The organism is Thermoactinomyces daqus (assembly GCF_000763315.1).
Lineage (GTDB): Bacteria > Bacillota > Bacilli > Thermoactinomycetales > Thermoactinomycetaceae > Thermoactinomyces_A > Thermoactinomyces_A daqus.
Genome location: NZ_JPST01000003.1, coordinates 151961 through 171237, shown reverse-complemented (window position 1 = coordinate 171237; position 19277 = coordinate 151961). Strand labels below are relative to the sequence as shown.

Genomic DNA, 19277 nt, shown 5'->3' with positions numbered 1-19277 from the left:
TAAGCTTGGTTCCGGCGCCCAGAGAGCAGATTTCAGAGGCTGGAAGAATCTGCCGCCGCCCGGGCTGAACCCCGCCTCCTGAGCTTCCCGTGAAAAGCGGGACGGTTACCGCCGTTATCGGTTCGAGTGGGCGATCCGCTGCTGCTGGGCGGATTTGCCAATGAAGGTGGTACCGCGAAAGAACCTTTCGTCCTTCTGGGGATGAGGGGTTCTTTTCTTTTTTACTGTGAAAGTTTCCGATTTGACTGAGTTTCATCCGGGGCTTGCCGCAAAAGAGAGGAATATTTTCGATAAAAATGGTTGAAGGTGGTGGTATCCTTGCAGGGAAAACGCATGGTCATAAAGGTGGGATCGAGCAGCATAACGGAAGCCGGCGGAAAAATATCACAAGAGAAAATGAAAAGCTTGACAGCGCAAATGGCAAGTCTGATCCGGCAGGGGATGGAATTGATCCTGGTTTCATCCGGAGCCGTCGCTGCCGGATTGGAAAGACTGGGCTGGTCGCGTGCACAGATTACCATTCCCGAAAAACAAGCCGCTGCTGCAGTGGGACAAGGCATTTTAATCGGGATGTACCAGCAGCTCTTCGCGGCCGAACAGATTCAGATCGCCCAGCTTTTGCTGACACGTGCGGATGTGGAGGATCGCAAGCGGTACATCCATATTCGGAATACGGTTGAAACCTTGCTGCGCCGGGGCATTTTGCCCATTGTCAATGAGAATGACACCGTGGCAGTGGATGAAATCCGCTTTGGCGATAACGATACGCTGGGCAGCCTTGTTGCGTTGGTGGCGGAGGCGGATGCGCTTGTGATGCTGACAGACATCGACGGATTGTATACATCCAATCCGGCCCGGGACCCGAATGCGCGGCGGATTTCTGAAGTGACGGAGATTACGCCCGGTTTAAAAGCGATGGCGGGTCAAAGCATCAGCCGGGTTGGAACCGGCGGCATGCAGACCAAGCTGGCAGCAGCCGAAATTGCCACGCAGTCGGGGATTGAGACCTTTATCGCATCAAGTCAGGAGCCGGACGTATTAACGAAAATCGTTTCCCGGCAACAGGTGGGGACGCGGTTTTTTCCCCACCACCGTCTCTCGGGAAAAAAGTCCTGGCTCGCCTACGGCACGAGAGTGGAAGGAAGTGTCACCGTCGATGCAGGTGCTGCTGAGGCTTTGATCGATGGTTATGGCAGCCTCCTCCTCGCGGGGGTGGAAAAGGTGAGTGGGGAGTTTTTGGAAGGTGCGGCTGTTGCGATCAGGAAAGCAGACGGAGAGGAGATCGGCAAGGGAATCGTCCATTTCTCCAGCTTTGATTTGCGGTTGCTTCTGGAGAGAAAAAAAGTGGAGAAAAAGCAAAGCCACTATCCGGTCGTCATCCATCGGGATGCACTGGTGATTCTTGTGAAAGAGGGGAATCAGTGATGACACAAAATGAATTGCAGCGTTATGTGATTGAAAAGACGGAGAGAGCTAAACAGGCCTCCCGAAAGCTGGTTCTTTGCACCACCGAGGAGAAAAATGAGGCACTCCTTGAGATGGCAGATACACTGTGGCGGGAACGGGAGAGAATCCTTATGGCAAACCAAAAAGATATCCAGGCGGCCAGAGCAGCAGGAACGCCGGAGGGTAAGCTGGATCGGTTACGCTTGAACGAATCCCGTTTGCTGGAGATGATCGAAGGTCTCAGGCAGATTGTCGAACTGGATGATCCGGTGGGAGAGGTGCTGGAAACCTTCCAGCGGCCAAACGGGCTGAAAGTGGAGAAGGTGCGCGTTCCTTTCGGGGTCATTGCCATGGTGTATGAATCGAGGCCCAACGTTACCGTCGATGCGGCCGGGCTGGCCCTGAAAACGGGAAATGCCGTGGTTTTGCGCGGGGGAAAAGAAGCGCTTCGCTCCAATCATGCCCTGATCGAAGCATTGACAAAAGGGTTGCGCCAGTCGAACGTGCCCCCGGAGGCGATTCAGTTTATTGACCGCCCGGAACGGGAGACGGTCGATTTTCTCATTCGCGCCAAAAATACGGTCGACTTGGCCATTCCGCGCGGGGGAGCCGGATTGATTCAGCGCGTCATCCAAAATGCGCTGGTTCCCGTGATTGAGACGGGAGTGGGCAACTGCCACGTCTATGTCCATCAGGCGGCTGATCCGGAGCGGGCCACCCGAATTGTTGTCAATGCCAAAACCGGAAGGCCATCGGTGTGCAACAGCATCGAGACCGTATTGGTCGACGAAGCGATCGCTCCTGTCTGGCTCCCGCAAGCAAGCAGGGATCTGGCTGAAAAAGGCGTTGAACTGCGTGGATGCGAAAAGACATGCGAAATTCTGCGCCACACTCCGGGATTAAAACTGGTGCCCGCTTCGGAGGCGGATTATGCGACCGAATTTCTCGATCTGACGCTGGCGGTGAAAGTGGTATCCGGACTGGAAGAAGCAGTAAAAGTTTGGCACCCGCCATTCGGAAGCGATTGTGACCGAAGACAACGAAGCGGCGAAAGCGTTTCTGGCACAGGTGGATGCTGCTGCGGTGTACCATAATGCATCCACCCGCTTTACCGACGGCTTTGAGTTTGGCTATGGAGCGGAAATCGGCATTTCCACGCAAAAGTTGCATGCGCGGGGACCGATGGGACTGAAGGAATTAACCAGTTATAAATACCGGATCCACGGAACCGGGCAAGTGAGAGAGTAGCTGAGCAGCGGAATTCCGTCGCAAAGAAGCGGCGGAATTTTTTCTGTGACACATACGGCCGGACTGAGACCGGATTGTGAACATCAAGTGTGATTGTTTTTAAAATAAATATATAATAGGATTAGTCTGTCGATTTTTCCGGGAATGTTGATGAGACAAATACCGGGCTGATCTCCGATGACGCGCTTGTACTTTCTCCGTTAAAACCAAAGATGAGGGGAATCCTCTTCTATGAAAATCGCTTTTGTCAGCTGCTCGAAAATGAAAAGGGAGATTCGCTGCCCCGCCTGCGAAATGTTTACTTCCGCGCTGTTTCGCAAAGCTTTTTCCTATTGCAAAGATCATTATGACCAAGTCTATATTCTTTCCGCCCACTACGGGTTGTTGCATGAAAAGCAGATGATTGCCCCTTTTGACCGGGCGATGCGCCAGTTAAGTGCGTCACAGCGCCGGGATTGGGCAGTGCGCGTTCATATTCAACTGCTCGATCAACTGCGCAAACAGTCGATCGCCTGGGAAGAGATCGAGTTGGTTGCTTTTTATGCCGGGGAGGATTATCGCACTTTTTTAATTGAGTTGTTTCCTGAAACGATTCCTGTGGTGGTTCCGCTCGCAGGATTGCCCATCGGAAAGCAGCTGCGGTTTTTTAAGGAGCAGGGTTATTGAGTAGTGTTTTTCCGCCGTGTTGTAAACATGACAAAGGGAGTCTCCCGAAGCGCGGGAGACCCCCTTTTTTCTGTGTCAGTGTTTTCCTTTTGGATAACTGACCATGTTGACAAACATCCGGTAAGCACCGGGTACCTGATTCTGGATTTCCCGATACCAGACCATGGAGGTGTACAGATAGGTGCCTTTCCCGTAATCGGCCACTAACAGCCCGCTGTCGAACGGTTTTTCCCCGGGATCAGCCATCGAGAAGAGGGGAACATAGTGCTGCCGGTCCCAGTCAGAGGGAAAATAGACTGCCCTCTCTTGCACCCAGCCGTCAAAATCGGCGGAAGTGATGGGATTGGGCCATTGCAACAAGGGATGATCCGGTTTTAAAAAGGTGACCGGTGCCGTTTCATCGGTGACCCGCCAGTTGATTGGCGGATCGCCGGGTGTGAGCGGATAGGGAGCGAGCTCCGGTTTCCAGCGGTCGGTCGGCTTATGGTATTGCATGACCACATGGCCGCCGTTTTTTACGTAATCGAGAAGACGCTGATTGTTGGCCAGCAGGTCATCCCGCGACAGATAAGCGCGAATCCCGACGACGATCGTATCATATACGCTTAAATCCCCGTTTTTCAGGTCATCCTCAGTCAGCATTGTCACGTGCAACCCGGCTTGCCGCAAATGTTCGGCAACATCGTCAAAGCCGCTGTCCACATAGCCGATGTTTAAGGACGGGTCAAGTTTGAGAGGAAAGGCATTCAACTTGATGGCTGCATCGGTGATGTAGTAGCTGGTGCCGATGTGAGGGTAGGAGATGCGTTCCACCTGGGCATGGAACTTGTGGTTGCCGACGGCGGCGGTGACCGGAATCTGGTATTGCTGAGCTTTTAACGGCCCGGTGGACTGAATGCGGACGGTAAAGTTTTTGGTTTCATCCGCTTTGGCAAATTGCACGTTCCATTTTGCCGGAGTTGCCTTGAAGCCTTTTGGCAAGTCCAGAGAGATCGTTCCCTGGCTGGGGCCGTTTTTATAATTGGTCACTTTAATCGCAATCGTTTGCTCAGGTTGTGTCGCTTCCGTATTCAGAATGCTCGCTTCGGGGGTGAGTGTGATCCCCCAATCCGGCAGCAGGGCGGGTGTAAAGGTCAGCGGATCGGCGGTAATTTGCTCGGTCACTTTTTGTCCTCCGATCAGGTAAGACAGATCCACTTGCAGAACCGGAGGATGATAGGGATGGAAATACGATTCGGGATTGGCGGGAGCGGTCATCGCAAAGGAAACAGTCATTTCTCCTTTGGAAGGGAGAAAGGTTCGATAAGGCTTCATCGCGAATTTCCATCCGCCTGCGGGTTGCAGGGGGTGGATCCGGACCTGATGAATGGCGTTGTTGTTCAGCTGTAGTTTGACAGTGGAGGTGGACCCTGGGGTCCAGACGTCGCGGTCGAGGGTCACGCGGGTTTGGATGCCTGCGGCAATGGTGATCACATGTTGCAGTTGCTGTTCTTTGATGTTCAGGCGGTACAAGAGGTCATCTTTTTGTTCGTGATTTAACGGGGCGTGGGCAGCCAATTCCTTGGCCATTCGCGTCATGCTTAATGCCTTGACAGCGGAGGCAGTCACCTCAGGCCTGTTCGGATAGGCGTTCTGGGTTCGTTCGTACTGGGTTTGCAGATGAGTTAACGTCGTTTTCAGGGCCGGGTCTTTTACCTGGCTGGCGTAACTTTTAAAATCATAGGGCAGTGAATCGAACAGGGACGTCTCCGGTCCGGTTGCGCTGACGGAAGAACGGATCAATTCCAGGGAGATATACTGGTCAGCCACGGGCAGGTCGCGCCCCATCCCCTGGCTTTTGTGTTTTTTGCGTGATTCCTCTCCCAATTGGGGATAGGTGAGTCCGTATACCGGATCGACTTTTCCGCCGACATTAAAGCGCAGCGTTTCGTGCCCGTCTGTTCCCGGCAGATAAAGTTTTTTCACTTGCCAGGGTTTCAGCCCGGCTTTGATCTGTTCGGGAAAAACACTGGGATCGGCGGCATCTTTAAAGGCGCGCACCGTCAGTTCGCTGATCGCCCGATGATGGCCGTGTTCGGTCGGGACATCGCGGAAAGAGGGCATGATAATATCCGGGCGCTCTTGGCGGATCCGGCGGATCAACCGTTCGTACGTCAGGGTTTCACCCCATTTTTTCAAGGTTTCTTCGGGTGATTTGGAAAAACCGAAGTCATAGATCGGGTCATTTAAGTCTTCACTCAGCATGAACAGATGAACATCCAGCACTTTGGCGGCTTCCTGCAATTCGCGGCTGCGAATAATTCCCAGTGCATTTCCGAGTTCGGGTCCGATCTCGTTTTGACCGCCTTCGCCGCGGTTGGCCAGGACACTGATCGTCCGTACCCCTTTACCCAATGACAGATAAGCGAGCAGAGCGCTGTTCTCATCATCGGGGTGAGCGCCGGTGTTCATAAAGTTGACGATGGTGTCGAGCGGACGCAGTGCTTTCCACAGTTCCTGATCCGGTTCGGATGCAGTGGAAAACGCGACGGAGCGTGAGGGGGAGGCCAAGGGGAATAACAGAACGAAAACGAGCAGCAGAGCGATCAAAACCCGCTTGCGTGACATTTTCATGCTTTTTCCTCCTCGGATTAAAATTGGTTGCCTGACCCGGGATGTTGTGAAAGCAGTTTTCTTGATCTTTATTTTGTGAAATAGAATGAAAGTTTATTTTTATCTGTATATTTATTTAACCAGAAGCCGGTTTTCGTTTTCAAATTCGGGAATCGAAGAAATGAAGAGAAAGAAAGAGAATGGAAATCGATCATAAAGGCGATTGAGCCAACACGACAATTGATTGACTAGTATTTTATTTCATAATTATCGTATTTTTGTGTAATATAAGTAGAGAGGAAGTTTTTGGCGGATGATGAAGGAGGAAAAAGGAGGGGTTTGATGAAGAAAAGATGGCGCTGTTGGCTGAGCGGTGCCCTCGTTTTTCTGTTTGTGACCGGTTGTTTGGCCACCACGCCTCCGTCCGCCGACAAAGGCGGTTTGGAAGAAAAGGTTGTCGTCTACTCTCCCCACGGCAAAGAGATCTTGCAGGAGTTTGAAAAACGGTTTGAACAAGCGCATCCCCATGTCGATGTAGAGTGGCTGGATATCGGTCCGCAGGAGATTTTGGACCGCGTTCGGTCGGAAAGGGAAAATCCACAAGCGGACGTGTGGTGGGGAGCGCCGTCGGTCATGTTTGAAAAGGCAAGGGAGGAAGGATTGCTTCAACCCTATCATCCCTCTTACAGCAAGGCGTTGCCCAGGCAATTCCGTGCTGTGGATGACAGTTGGACAGGAACCAGTCAAACCCCGGAAGTGATCATGTACAATTCACAGAAGGTCTCTCCTTCCGAAGCTCCGAAGGACTGGGATGACCTGCTCGACCCCAAGTGGAAAGGGAAAATCATTATCCGCTATCCGCTTGCCTCAGGGACGATGCGCACCATTTTCAGTGCGATGATTTATCGTTTCGAGCAACAGGATCACAGCCCGCAAAAGGGCTATGAATGGCTGAGAAAACTCGATGCCAATACCCATTCCTATGCGGCCAATCCGGAAATTATGTACAACCAGATCGCACGCGGTGAGGGAGTCATTACGGTGTGGGATATGCCGGATACCGTGATGCTGAAGGAAAAGAAACATTACCCGTTTGATTACGTGATTCCCAAAAGCGGAACCCCTGTTCTGACTGAAGGAATCGCCATTATAAAGGGAGCAAAACATCCAAAGGCCGCTGAGGCTTTTTATGAATTTGTCAATACGCAGGAGTCGATGAGATACTTGGCGGAACAATATTATCGCATTCCGACACGCACGGACGTGACCGGATTGCCGGAGTGGATCAAGGACAGCAAGATTACGCCGATGGATCTTGATTTCAAACTTGTGCAGGCAAAAGAACAAGAGTTGATGAATTACTGGGAACAGAATATCAAAAACAAATCAAAATAACAGTGCCGAAATCCGGATGGGAGGCAGCCATGAGCAGTGTTCGCTTTGAAGCGATTACCAAGCGCTTTCAGGATGTCATCGGAGTGGCAAACTTGAATCTGGAGATCAGGAACGGAGAATTTTTTACTTTGCTCGGTCCCAGTGGCTGCGGGAAAACAACGACCCTGCGCATGATTGCCGGTTTTACCTTCCCGAGTGAAGGGAGGATTTTTCTGGGAGAACGGGAGATCACTTCCGTCCCGCCGCATAAGCGCAATACGGGAATGGTTTTTCAAAATTACGCTTTGTTTCCACATATGACGGTGATGGAAAATGTGGCCTTTGGGCTTACTGTCCGCAAACTTTCCAAACCGGAACGAACAAAACGGGTGAAAGACATTTTGCAGCGCGTACGCTTGGAGGGTTTTGAAGATCGCAAAATATCCGAACTCAGCGGCGGGCAGCAGCAACGGGTGGCGCTGGCCCGTGCCCTGGTGATTCGGCCGAGCATCCTGCTGCTGGATGAACCCTTGAGCAATTTGGATGCACGTTTGCGGGAGGAGATGCGGTCGGAGATTTTGGCGCTGCACCGCTCGTTCGGCATCACGACCGTCTATGTGACTCATGATCAGACAGAAGCGCTCACGATGAGCGACCGCATTGCCGTTTTTCAGAGAGGAACATGCCAACAGGTAGGAACCCCGGAGGAAATTTACCAATCCCCGAAGAATGCGTTTGTCGCTTCTTTCGTCGGTGAGACCAATCTCTTGCCTGCGACTGTGCTCAAACGGGAAGGTGATTCGGTTTTGGTTTGCGCTGCCTCCGCCCTGTTTGAAGTGCCCGTAACGGCGGTGGAAGGGGAGGCGGCGGTCGGGGAAACCATGTGGCTGTCGATTCGCCCGGAAGCGGTGGAAATCGTAACCGGGCCCGGGAGCAATACGATTTCCGTAACGACGGAGCTGATTCAGTTTATGGGTTTTTCCATTCACTGCACGGCGAAAGCGGAGGATGGAACCCGCTTGCGTTCGTTGATCCTCAATCACCGCTTTCAGGGAATGAAAGAAGGGGAGGCGCTGTTCTTTCACTTTCCCGCAGAACGATTGCGACTGTTTGCCCAAAGGGGAGAGGAGGAATGAGGAGAAAAGCGGAGATTGTGCTGCGGCATGTTTGGCGGAATCGAACCACCTGGATTTTATTGCTGCCGGTTCTGTTTGTGCTGATCGGTTATGTACTCTATCCGACATGGCAAACTTTTGTGAACAGCATCCGGTTTAACGGTCACTGGGGATTTGAGTTATACCGCCGTTTTTTCACCGGCGACAGCCTGTCCAATTTGGAAGCGTTGTGGAACAGCGTCTATCTTTCTCTGCTAAGCGTGATTTTCAGCGCATTGATCGGGGTTCCTCTGGCGCTGATCTTCCACCGGTACGATTTTCCCGGGAGGCGCCTGTTTCAGATGGCGGCCGTGATGCCCATGGTTTTGCCGTCTTTGGTGGGGGTAATGTCTTTTCTTTTTCTGTATGGGGAATCAGGTCTGGTGACACGGACCGTGCAGCATTTGCTCGGGCTCAGCACACCGCCGTTTACGCTGTCGGGTGTGCCGGGAATCTTGCTTGTTCACACTTACACCATGTATGTTTATTTTTATCTGACGGTTTCATCGGCGCTTCAGGGGTTGAATCCGTCTGTTGAAGAGGCTGCCGTCAATCTGGGGGCCGGGCCGTGGACCGTGTTTCGCAAGATCACCCTGCCGCTGCTCACCCCGTCGCTGATTGCCGCGTCCCTGCTCGTGTTTATGACCTCGATGGCTTCCTTTTCCGCCCCTTTTCTGCTGGCTGGCGGATACCGCGTGCTCAGCCTGCAGATCTATTTTTCCAAATTGAACGGGGATATGCAGATGGCGGCTGTCCAGTCGGTGATCTTGTCCGTCGTCTCGATTTCCTTTTTGCTGTTTATGCGGTGGCATCAGGGACGGCGGGATTATCATATATCGGAAAAAGGGGTGAGCGGGTGGCGGAGGGAAGTGCGCAATCCTTATGTCAAATGGATGCTGGTCTTTTTGGGCATCCTCATGGTGGCGGTGCTGTTGCTGCCGCATTTCACCCTGATCCTGCTGTCATTTGTGCCGGAAGGGACGTGGACATATCAGACATATCCGACGGAATTCAGCCTGGAAAATTACATTCTGCTCATGAAAGATCCCTCGATTTGGGAACCGATCCGCAACAGTTTGTGGATGGCCGCTCTGGCCACGGCCGGCAATCTCCTGTTCGGCGTTTTGACGGCGTACCTGTTGGTGAAACGGAAATTTCGCGGCAAAAACCTGCTGGATATTCTCGTGATGCTGCCTTGGGCATTGCCGGCGACGGTCGTGGCGATGAACCTGATTTTTGCCTTTAATGTCCCTGCTTTTTTCGGATTTGGCCATGTTTTGGTCGGGACTTTTTGGATTTTGCCGCTCGCTTATTTTATCCGTCATATTCCCTTGGTCGTGCGGCCGACCAGTGCGGCGTTTGCCCAACTGGACGACTCGCTGGAGGAGGCGGCCCGAAATCTCGGGGCTGGATGGTTTACCGCTTTTCGCCGCGTGATCTTGCCGCTGGTGCTTCCCGGGATGATGGCCGGTGCATTGCTGGCTTTTGTGACGGCTGTCGGTGAATTTGTTTCTTCCGTTCTTCTCTATACCATCGATAATCGGCCGATCTCGATCGAGATCATGAATCAGTTGCGCATGTTTAACCTGGGTCAGGCTTCCGCTTATGCGGTATATCAGATTTTGTTGATCGCGCTGGTCATGTTTGTCTCCAATCGGTTCTTAGGCGTCAAGATGCAAAATACCCTTTAAACAGACATGCTCTTTTCGACACATCGACATCTTCACAATAAAAAGGGGAGACGGCACATGCGCCTCTGTGACCGGATTGCCCGGGAAGACGGAAGCGTTTTCCCCGGCAAAACCTATGCAGAATCCATTCTGCGCCCGGTTTTCGAACTGCAGCGCGATCATTTGTATCATGCTATGATGGAAGTTCAGCGCGCCCATGTCCGGATGCTGTTTGATGCGGAGATTCTTTCCAGGCAGGAAGCGGCGCAAATGCTTCGGGCGATCGGGAAAATCCGGGAGAAAGGCAGTCAGGCATTGGCTTATGATCCACGCCATGAAGATCTCTTTTTCCTGCTGGAAGCGAAAATCGCCGGGGAGATCGGGGATGACCTGGCCGGCAATATGCACATAGGACGAAGCCGGAACGATTTGGGCGTCACCGTTTTCCGGATGGTGTTGAGAGACAGGTTGCTGGCGCTGATCCGGCAGCTGTTGCGGTTGAAAAAAACGTTGCTGGAATTGAGCGGGGAGCACGTTTCCACGTTAATGCCGGCTCATACCCATACCCAGCCGGCACAACCGATTACGCTCGCGCATTATCTGCTGGCGGTGTTTGACGGACTGCGCCGCGAAACGGAACGATGCTGGAGTGCGTACAAAACGGTAAACCGGAGCCCGATGGGAGCGGCTGCTCTCTCTGCAACGGGCTTTCCGATTATCCGGCAGACGGTATGTGATTGGCTCGGTTTTTCCGAAGTGATTGAAAATACCTATGATGCGATTGGCGGAGCCGACTATTTGGTGGAAACGGCCACTTCAGCTTTATCGTTGATGACGTTTTTGGGGCGCTTTTTGCACAATTTGTTGTTTTGGTGCACGAAAGAAGCCGGGGTGATCCGCGTTGCCGACCCGTATGTGCAGGTGAGCAGCATCATGCCACAGAAACGGAACCCTGTCAGCCTGGAGCATGCCCGCGCTTTGTCGAGCAGCGCGATCGGTGAGGCGCAGGCGGTCGTGATGATGGTGCATAATACTCCGTTTGGCGATATTGTGGATACCGAGGAGAATCTGCAGCCCCACCTGTATCAGGCTCTGGAAAAGAGCGAGCGCGTTGTCCGCCTGCTAACGGCTGTTCTCGCCACCATGCAAGTCGACCGGGGCAAACTCCGCGCCGAGGCCGGAAAATATTGCTGTACCATCACAGAACTGGCCGATCATCTGTTCCGGACAGAGGGAATCCCGTTTCGCAAAGCCCATTCGATTGCCGCGTTTGTCGCTGCCAAGGCATCTTCGTCCCAACTCGGGCTCGCTCAGGTTCCGGTGGGGTGGGTGAACGATGCAGCGCTTAAGGTGACGGGGAAAGCACTGCATTTGGATGAGAAAATGTGGGGCAAAATCGCCGATCCTGAGTATTTTGTCAATAGGAGAGATCGCACTGGCGGGCCTGCACCCCAAGTGGTGACGGAAATGATCAGGAAGCGCGAGCGGATTTGGGAGTCGGAGAAAGCGAAATTGATGCAGGAGCGGCAGAGGCTGGCGAAAGCCGAAGCGGATCTCGACGCCAAGGTGAAGGAGTGCTGTCAGGGGGAATCGTAGAAAAAACTCTTGTCATTTCGGTTGCCCCCGGAAGCGGGAAGGTGAGGGAAACCTCGGGAGCCTGGTCCGGGGTTTTCTGTATTTTTCGGTTTCAAATGAAGGAAATGTGAAAGAACAAGCGAAAAGAAAACAGGGCAATATGACAGAAGGAGACGAAAAAGATGTTTGGGAAGATATTAGCCAGTTTGAACATCGGCGGAACCATTGTCGACACCATATTGGAGAAAAAAGAATTGCGCCAGGGGGAAAAGGTAGGCGGACAACTCCGTCTCGTCGGCGGGAAAAGCGAGCAGAAAATCAATAATGCCACATTAACCCTGGTGTGCGAATATCGCTATGACCATAAAAAATCGGTTAAATGGAAACAGGTGAAAATCGGACCGATCGGAACGATCCGGCCGCAGGAAGAAAAAGTGATCCCCTTTCAGCTTGAAGTGCCGGAGACGATGCCTTGTACTTTTCACGATTATCTCCGGGAAGGATTTTGTACCAATTTAATCACCGATTTGGACATTCCCTTTGCCATTAATCCGCACGATAATGACGAGGTCACGATTCAGCCCCATCGCGATTTGCAATTATTGCTCGATATTCTGGAATCCTTGGGCATGAAAGTGGTCAAAATGAGCGGGCCGATGGTTCCCTTTGGTTCGACTGCGCCCGCTTTTCCATATTACCAATCGATTTCGCTTGAATCAGGCGGGCTGGTTTCGGCCACGGTGTCACTCCTGTGGAAAGGGAACGGTGAAATCAAATGCTTCCTCGGCCGGAACAGCCGGATGCTTAACATCTCAGCGAGTGATCACGTGGAAGGCGGAGAAAGGATGAAAGCGCTTTTTGAGAAGGAACTGGGGGTGGCAGAGAGGAAATTGGTGAACGAGGTTCTGGAACGCCTGGGCATTGATCGCGACCCGGCCCGTTTTTACCGTTTGCGCATTCCGGAACGTTACCGCCCTTATTGCACCGAATTTTCGCTCGAATATTTGCATAAAAACCTTTTTGAACTTGAATTGGATCAGAAAAGGAAGGGACTTAAAAGTATGGTCGACGATATGCTCGACCTGGATGAGCGCAAGATCCGCTTCCGGGTAAATGAAGAGGATTTGCGCGATCGGGGAAAACGAATTGAAGCACTCATCATCGACTCTTTTGAACAGTTGAAACCAAACGGGACAGAAAAAAATACCTAATAATGAAAAACCGCTTCTGGATCCGCATTTTCAGAAGCGGTTTTTCATTTCCTTCCTGAACAGCTTCACAAGCCGGGAGAAGGGTCTTTTTGGTTGTTCAGGGCCCCGTTCCCCTGCAAACCTCGCAATTTTTCCAAAGGCATCTTTACTGAAGCATGTGGTTTAGCTTGTGTACATATTCCGGGCTTCCGCTGATGATCAAGCGGTCCCCGACCTGCAGCAAAGTGTCCCCGTGAGGGATGATCGCCTCATTTCCGCGAAAGATGCGGATGATGAGGGTGTCTCCGAGAAAGGGCAGATCGCGGACGCGCGTCAGATGGTATCGCTGGTTGGCCAAGGGGATTTCCATCAAATATCCCGCATCATCCGTTACCAGGCGGAACAGGGACGGATACTCGATCATCGCTTTGACCAGGGTTGTGTTGGAGAAGAAGGCGGAGGTGAACTGAATGTGCGAATCCTTCGCCGGCTGTTGCAATTTCGGGTCTTCCACGCGTGCGATCACTTGTTTGACGCCCTTTTTCTCCGCTGCCATCGCAATATCGACGTTTCGCCGGTCATCTGAAGTAAAAGCGATCACAATGTCTTTATCAAACACTTTTTGCTCATCGAGATGCTCGGGATCGGCAACCGGCATTTCGCAGATTTTAAACGGCCGGTCATTCATATGTTCCAAATTGGATTTGTCTGGTCCGTACAGCGTCACATCATAACCGTCTTCATGAAGATCGTGGGACAGTTTCAGGGTGACGGCATTAATGCCGACCAATGCGACCGAGGCTGTCTGTTTCTCTTCTGCATCCGGGATGATCCGCTGAAAGAGAATGGGGGACAAAATCGCTGTGACGACCGCGGCCAGAACCAATGCCGTATTCATGGTATTGGTGATGATCTGGAGGTCCATCCCGACTGCCGCTCCGGCGATAACCAGGCTTAAGGTGGATGTCAGCAAAAAGCCGGAGCCGATGGAGCTGTGCCAATCAAACCAGCGGCGGAAGATAAACACGACCAGCACTTTGGACAGGTAAAAGGATAACAGAAGAAGCGGAAACGTAATCAGGGCTTTCGGATCTTTAATCAGACTGATTAAATCGAGTTTGGCCCCTACCATCACAAAAAAGATGGGAATTAAAAAACCAAATCCAAAGGCCGTTAATTGGTTGACAAAAGATTTTTTGGGAGATAACAGGGAGACGATCATCCCGGCCAAAAAAGCGCCGAGAATGTTTTCGGCTCCAACGGTTTCCGAAAGAGCGACAAAAAACAGAATGAGGGCAAAAACGCCCCGCGTTCCGATGGAAATCGTTTCTTTTGAGATTTTTTCTGTCAGGTTGGCCGGTTTCAAGGTGTGGATCAAACGGTAGACCACAAAAAAGATGACGAAGAGCGACATCAGCAACAGGATGCTTTTAAATCCGGACGGAGATCGAAGCGATACATAAACAGCCAGCAAGATCATCGTTAAAAAATCAGCGATCACGGCAGTGACCAGAATGGATTGCCCCAGGGTGTTGCGGGCAATTCCCTTATCTTTGATGACCGGCAGGGTTACGCTGAGCGAAATGGTGGAGATGATGAGAGTCATAAAAAAGGGGGCCTTGACCAGCCCGAACACGTAAAAACTGATCGATAACCCAAATGCCAGCAGCATGATGCTCAAAAAACTGATGAATCCGATTGCCAGCGGATTGGGTGCTCCTTTTTCCTTTTTTCTTGACTGGAAGATCATATTGAAATCGATCTCCAGGCCGCTGAGAAACATCAGATAAATAATCCCCAGCATTGATAATAATTCCAGCCAGTTATCCTGATTGATTATGGAAAATCCGCTTTTGCCCAAAACGAGACCGACCACGATTTCCGCGACAACCACAGGGATAAAATTCCATTTGAGGCGGTGCAACACGATCGGGACGATAAAGGCGGCGATGACTACAATCATGAGGGAAATAAGTGAATGATGACCTTCCATAAATGCCTCCACAGCCAATTTTTATCCTGACACGAGGAAAGGTTTGAACAAAGTATTCCACAAGTTTGAAGGAAATAAGCGCAAAACAACCGATCTCAATGATAAAATAAATAAGGGGGAAAATCCCCTTTTTTAAGGGACGAAAAAGGAAGCGCAAAAGTTGCAGCATCCTTTTTTTGTGAAATGGTCATGGGATGTCGGGTTATGCCCCGCCAACAAATCAGGATGGTTTTGTGTTTCGATGGCGAAAGGATGTAAATTGAACGGTGAACGGAGGTTGAAAAAATGGCTCTGGATCCGCAGGTAAAGCAATTGCTTGAGCAATTGGGAAAGATGGAAGGGCCTGCCATTCATGAACTGGCTCCTGAAGAAAGCCGAAATTTGTTTCGCAACAGCGTGAAGCATTTTGCTGCACCTCCGGAAGCGGTCGCCAAGGTGGAGGATCGCCGGATTCCGGTAAAGGACGGCGAAATCGACATCCGCATCTATACCCCCTCGGGTGAGGGACCTTTTCCGGTTTTTGTCTATTTCCACGGAGGGGGATGGGTATTGGGGGATCTGGACACGCTTGATTCTCCCCTTCGCACCATTACCAACCGGGTGAACTGCGTGGTCGTCTCTGTCGATTATCGACTCGCTCCGGAACATAAATTTCCGACGGCGGTGGAAGATGGTTACCTTGCGACCAAGTGGGTTGCCGAAAATGCTGCCTCTTTCAGCGGGGACCCGCGGAGAATCGCGGTTGGCGGGGACAGTGCCGGGGGCAATATCGCGGCTGTCGTCGCGCTCATGGCCCGCGAAAAGAAAGAACCGGCGTTGTGTTTTCAGGTTTTGATCTATCCGGTCACCGATGTGTCGAAAAACTATCCGTCCTATTATGAGTTTGGAAAAGGCCTTTTCCTTACGGAAGAAGATATGTTGTATTTTGGCCGTCAATATCTGCGGACAGAGGCAGATCGATTCGATATCCATGTCTCACCCATGCTGGCCGAAGATTTAAGCGGCCTGCCTCCAGCCCTGGTGGTGACTGCGGAATACGATCCGCTTCGCGACGAAGGAGAAGCGTATGCCAGCCGGTTGGAGGAAGCCGGGGTACCTGTGGAGCTTTGCCGGTACGAAGGGATGATTCACGGATTTTTCAACATGACGAAAGTGCTTGATCAGGCCAATCATTTGGTGCAAAAAGTGGCTGACGTATTGAAGCGGGCATTTTGATCCCGCCAAACCCGGTGTGCCTTCCCTGTCAGTTGCCTTCCATCCGAATACTTATGCGATCAACCGGCCATAACTAGCCAAAAAAGAGAAAGGTGATGGGGAGGACAATGAAAGATACGATCGAAGGCACGATGATCCCGGCAACGTCCATCAGAAGCGGAGTGAGTCAGGAGGTGGCTCCTAGTCTGTACTGTCAGACTCTGCAAATGGTAAATGTTTGTTTGATCGGCTCCGATGATCAACCGGGGAAATGGATTCTGGCAGATGCAGGGATGCCGGGGTCGGCGGATGAGATTGTTTCTGCCGCGAAGAAGTGGTTTGGCGACGATTGCAAGCCTGAAGCAATTGTGCTGACACACGGGCATTTCGACCATGTCGGGGCTGTTGTCGATCTGGTGGAAAAATGGGATGTACCGGTTTATGCGCATGAATTGGAATTGCCCTATTTAATGGGAAAGTCCAAATACCCCAAACCTGACCCCGCGGTGGAGGGAGGAATGGTGGCCAAACTATCCGCGCTCTTTCCGGTCGACCCTGTTGATTTGGGAAATCATGTGCGGAAACTCCCGTCAGACGGCAGGATACCGGGACTGTCCGGTTGGAAGTGGATTCATACACCGGGGCATACCCCCGGACATGTTTCCCTCTTCCGCGAAGCAGACCGCTCCCTTATTGCCGGTGATGCATTTTTGACGGTGAAACAGGATTCGCTGTTTAAAATGATCATGCAGGAGCCGGAAATCTGCGGACCACCGCGATACTGGACCACGGATTGGCAGGCCGCCCGTGAATCTGTCAGGCGTCTTGAAGCATTGAAGCCGTTACGGGTCGTGGCCGGACATGGCATGCCGATGAAAGGAGAGGCGCTCCGGCAAGGACTGGAGAAGCTGGCGAAAGAGTTTGACCGCATCGCCATCCCTGACTACGGCCGTTATGTGGATGGAGAGAACGGAGGAGGATAATCAGTGAATATATCCGGCAATACCATTTTGATTACCGGTGGGGCATCGGGAATCGGCCTCGCCTTTGCTGAACGGTTCTTGCAGGCCGGAAATGAAGTGATCATCGTCGGCCGCCGGGAAGCAAAGCTGAAAGAAGCAAAAGAAAAGTTTCCAAAGCTGCATACAAGGGTTTGTGATGTTGCCAATGTGGAGGATCGCCTTTCCTTGTTTCAATGGGTCAAGAGCGAATTTCCCGAACTGAATGTCCTGGTGAATAATGCGGGGATTCAGCAGCGGGTCAATCTTTTGCGGGCGGACAAAGAGTGGGATTATTACCGCCAAGAAATCGCGATCAATCTGGATGGCCCCATTCATCTCTGTATGCTGTTCATCCCGCATCTGGTGAAAAAACAGAACGCAGCCATAATCAATGTCTCTTCCGGGCTGTCGCTGGCACCGGGAGTCTGGGTTCCCGTTTACAGTGCGACCAAAGCAGCCCTTCACTCCTTCACGATCTCGCTGCGGCATCAATTGGCCGACACGGATGTAAAAGTAATTGAAGTCCTGCCCCCGGCAGTAAATACGGACTTGGGCGGCGTCGGCTTACATACTTTCGGGGCACCGGTGGATCAATTCGCGGATGCGATATTTCAAGGGCTTTCCAACGGGGATCTTGAAATCGGCTACGGGGATGCGGAAAAGAGACTCCACGCTTCAAGGGATGAACTCAACCAGAGCACAAAACGGGCATGGGAGAATTTCCTGCAAAACAATCCCGGGTTTCTTGAGTAGGATAAGTTCTTAAAACATGAGAAAAAGCCAAGCCTGGACCTTTTCCGTTTTTCGGAATCGATCCAGGCTTTTTTTACCAGTGACCGTTGCTCACCGGCACAGGCCAGCCTCTGGGATAGATCAGATATGCCGTGCCATTGGAGTGTTTCAGAAAGACGCTTTCAAACTGGGTGCGGTCATAGGTGATGCGGACCTGATCATCACTTGGAGCCGCCGGGTCATTGGTGAGGACATTGCCGTTTTGGTCAAACCCGCGAATGACGAGAAGGTGACCGTTTGAGCTGGGGATCGGGGTATGATCCAACTCACCCGGTTTGTAGGCGATACTGACGATGACCGGAACGCCGGCAGTTGTCCAGCGCTCCAGCTCAGCCAGACTGCTCACCCGGATCACTTTTCCCTCCAGGCCGAGTGAAGCGGCATAAGCGGTGTTAAATGGCCAGTTGCCGGCCCCGTCGTAAACATAGTCCCATACGCCGTTCACTACGTCAGGGACGGTCCGGTTCCATTCAGGACGGTTCATCACCCTGGCCCAGTAAGCCATGACCATGGATGTGGAGGTTGGCGAACACCAGGCTTCACCGCCGTCGGGAAAAACCATCTGCGACCGCAACGGGACATCGAGATCGCTGACCAGGCCGGTGCCAGGCACGATTCCGGGACGGTCCGATCCGTTGGCAAAGGTGATGCCGAGAGAGCGAAAGTCAGGTGTAAGCATCGGATCGGTCGTAAACAGCGTGATGCGCGCTTGGACGGCCGTAGCTGTTTTCTTAAGGATGAGCGTGTCGGTGGCCACAGTGCCGTTTGCATCTCCCTGCCCGTTGACGGAGTGGCGTTTAAAAGGGGTGTCTCCTTGCAGCCATACGCCCATGCTGTACCATTTCGTCCATTTTCCGTCGACCCGGCTGCGCAACTCCACTTCGCTCCATGTGCCGGTCGGGGTGTTGGCCTGCCATGAGGCGATCGCCTCGAGAAATGTTTTCTTTATCACGGGTGAGGTCCATTGCCCGTAATAATAGGAGCTTTGGTTATATTTTCCGGCAGTGTCGGTGCCGGATTTTAATGCGAGCGGGTTCAGCCGGAGAGCTTTGCCGGAAAATCGGGTTCCTGCATGAGCGCCGATGCCAAAATTGCGAAATTCGCTGTAAGCCTTTGTGCGGGTTATTTTGTCTTTCATCTGCTCCTTTGCGCTTGCGGCAGGGATTGTGAAACTGAAGGATAAAACCAGAACCAACAATACACGCCAAACAGGCAAGCGCATAAACAAGCTCCTTTCTTTTTTGGGCTTTCTTCTCTTCCTAATTCGATAATACTACAAAAACCTTTATATTCTGAATTTATATTTCTGTTGAAATAAAATAAAAGAGATGTTATGATACCGACACAAATTTACAGATAGAAAACGGATTCACATATGTGAA

The 19277-nt window shown here is 51.9% G+C and carries 13 protein-coding genes and 1 pseudogene; 11 read left to right on the top strand and 3 right to left on the bottom strand.

Annotated elements, in window-relative coordinates:
- Positions 1–318: 318 nt before the first annotated feature.
- The 3 genes and pseudogenes from proB to JG50_RS0101245 all read left to right on the top strand — a co-directional run bounded on the left by proB (position 319) and on the right by JG50_RS0101245 (position 3360).
- Positions 319–1425 carry a glutamate 5-kinase gene (gene proB, locus JG50_RS0101255; protein WP_198059280.1) on the top strand — a complete coding sequence of 369 codons (1107 nt, stop codon included), beginning with the start codon at positions 319–321 and terminating at the stop codon, positions 1423–1425.
- Positions 1425–2694: pseudogene (locus JG50_RS17960) on the top strand (glutamate-5-semialdehyde dehydrogenase). The gene proB and the pseudogene JG50_RS17960 overlap by 1 nt, the downstream one beginning before the upstream one ends.
- Before the next feature lie 231 nt (positions 2695–2925).
- Entirely contained in the window at positions 2926–3360 is a 435-nt protein-coding gene (locus tag JG50_RS0101245) for a DUF6884 domain-containing protein (RefSeq protein ID WP_033099271.1), read from the top strand.
- Positions 3361–3435: 75 nt separating this feature from the next.
- On the opposite strand, the gene JG50_RS0101240 is transcribed toward JG50_RS0101245, so the two are convergent.
- Positions 3436–5973: a PIG-L family deacetylase gene (locus JG50_RS0101240; protein WP_052153871.1), complete on the bottom strand. Its 2538-nt coding sequence runs from the start codon at positions 5971–5973 to the stop codon at positions 3436–3438.
- Between the two features lie 321 nt (positions 5974–6294).
- Between JG50_RS0101240 and JG50_RS0101235 the strand changes: the two genes are divergently transcribed.
- The 5 genes from JG50_RS0101235 (at position 6295) to JG50_RS0101215 (ending at position 12936) form a co-directional block, all read left to right on the top strand.
- Positions 6295–7347 (top strand): extracellular solute-binding protein, encoded by a 1053-nt coding sequence (locus tag JG50_RS0101235; RefSeq protein WP_033099270.1) that lies wholly within the window; start codon positions 6295–6297, stop codon positions 7345–7347.
- A 29-nt stretch (positions 7348–7376) separates the two neighbouring features.
- Positions 7377–8462 carry an ABC transporter ATP-binding protein gene (locus JG50_RS0101230; protein WP_033099269.1) on the top strand — a complete coding sequence of 362 codons (1086 nt, stop codon included), beginning with the start codon at positions 7377–7379 and terminating at the stop codon, positions 8460–8462.
- Positions 8459–10171 (top strand): ABC transporter permease, encoded by a 1713-nt coding sequence (locus tag JG50_RS0101225; RefSeq protein WP_033099268.1) that lies wholly within the window; start codon positions 8459–8461, stop codon positions 10169–10171. The genes JG50_RS0101230 and JG50_RS0101225 overlap by 4 nt, the downstream gene beginning before the upstream one ends.
- 57 nt (positions 10172–10228) lie before the next feature.
- Positions 10229–11746 (top strand): argininosuccinate lyase, encoded by a 1518-nt coding sequence (gene argH / locus JG50_RS0101220; RefSeq protein WP_033099267.1) that lies wholly within the window; start codon positions 10229–10231, stop codon positions 11744–11746.
- A gap of 161 nt (positions 11747–11907) precedes the next feature.
- Complete coding sequence (locus JG50_RS0101215; RefSeq protein ID WP_033099266.1) at positions 11908–12936, top strand: sporulation protein; 1029 nt, start codon at positions 11908–11910, stop codon at positions 12934–12936.
- A 145-nt stretch (positions 12937–13081) separates the two neighbouring features.
- On the opposite strand, the gene JG50_RS0101210 is transcribed toward JG50_RS0101215, so the two are convergent.
- Positions 13082–14908 carry a monovalent cation:proton antiporter family protein gene (locus JG50_RS0101210; protein ID WP_033099265.1) on the bottom strand — a complete coding sequence of 609 codons (1827 nt, stop codon included), beginning with the start codon at positions 14906–14908 and terminating at the stop codon, positions 13082–13084.
- Positions 14909–15193: 285 nt separating this feature from the next.
- Between JG50_RS0101210 and JG50_RS0101205 the strand changes: the two genes are divergently transcribed.
- From JG50_RS0101205 to JG50_RS0101195, 3 genes are all read left to right on the top strand, one after another.
- Positions 15194–16123 carry an alpha/beta hydrolase gene (locus JG50_RS0101205; RefSeq protein WP_033099264.1) on the top strand — a complete coding sequence of 310 codons (930 nt, stop codon included), beginning with the start codon at positions 15194–15196 and terminating at the stop codon, positions 16121–16123.
- A 107-nt stretch (positions 16124–16230) separates the two neighbouring features.
- Positions 16231–17085 (top strand): MBL fold metallo-hydrolase, encoded by an 855-nt coding sequence (locus JG50_RS0101200; protein WP_033099263.1) that lies wholly within the window; start codon positions 16231–16233, stop codon positions 17083–17085.
- 3 nt (positions 17086–17088) lie between these two features.
- Entirely contained in the window at positions 17089–17856 is a 768-nt protein-coding gene (locus tag JG50_RS0101195; protein ID WP_033099262.1) for an SDR family oxidoreductase, read from the top strand.
- Positions 17857–17929: 73 nt separating this feature from the next.
- Here JG50_RS0101195 and JG50_RS0101190 read toward each other — a convergent pair whose 3' ends face one another.
- The gene (locus tag JG50_RS0101190; protein ID WP_052153869.1) at positions 17930–19117 is read right to left on the bottom strand and encodes a C39 family peptidase; all 1188 of its coding nucleotides are present in this window, start codon (positions 19115–19117) and stop codon (positions 17930–17932) included.
- Positions 19118–19277 lie beyond the last annotated feature (160 nt).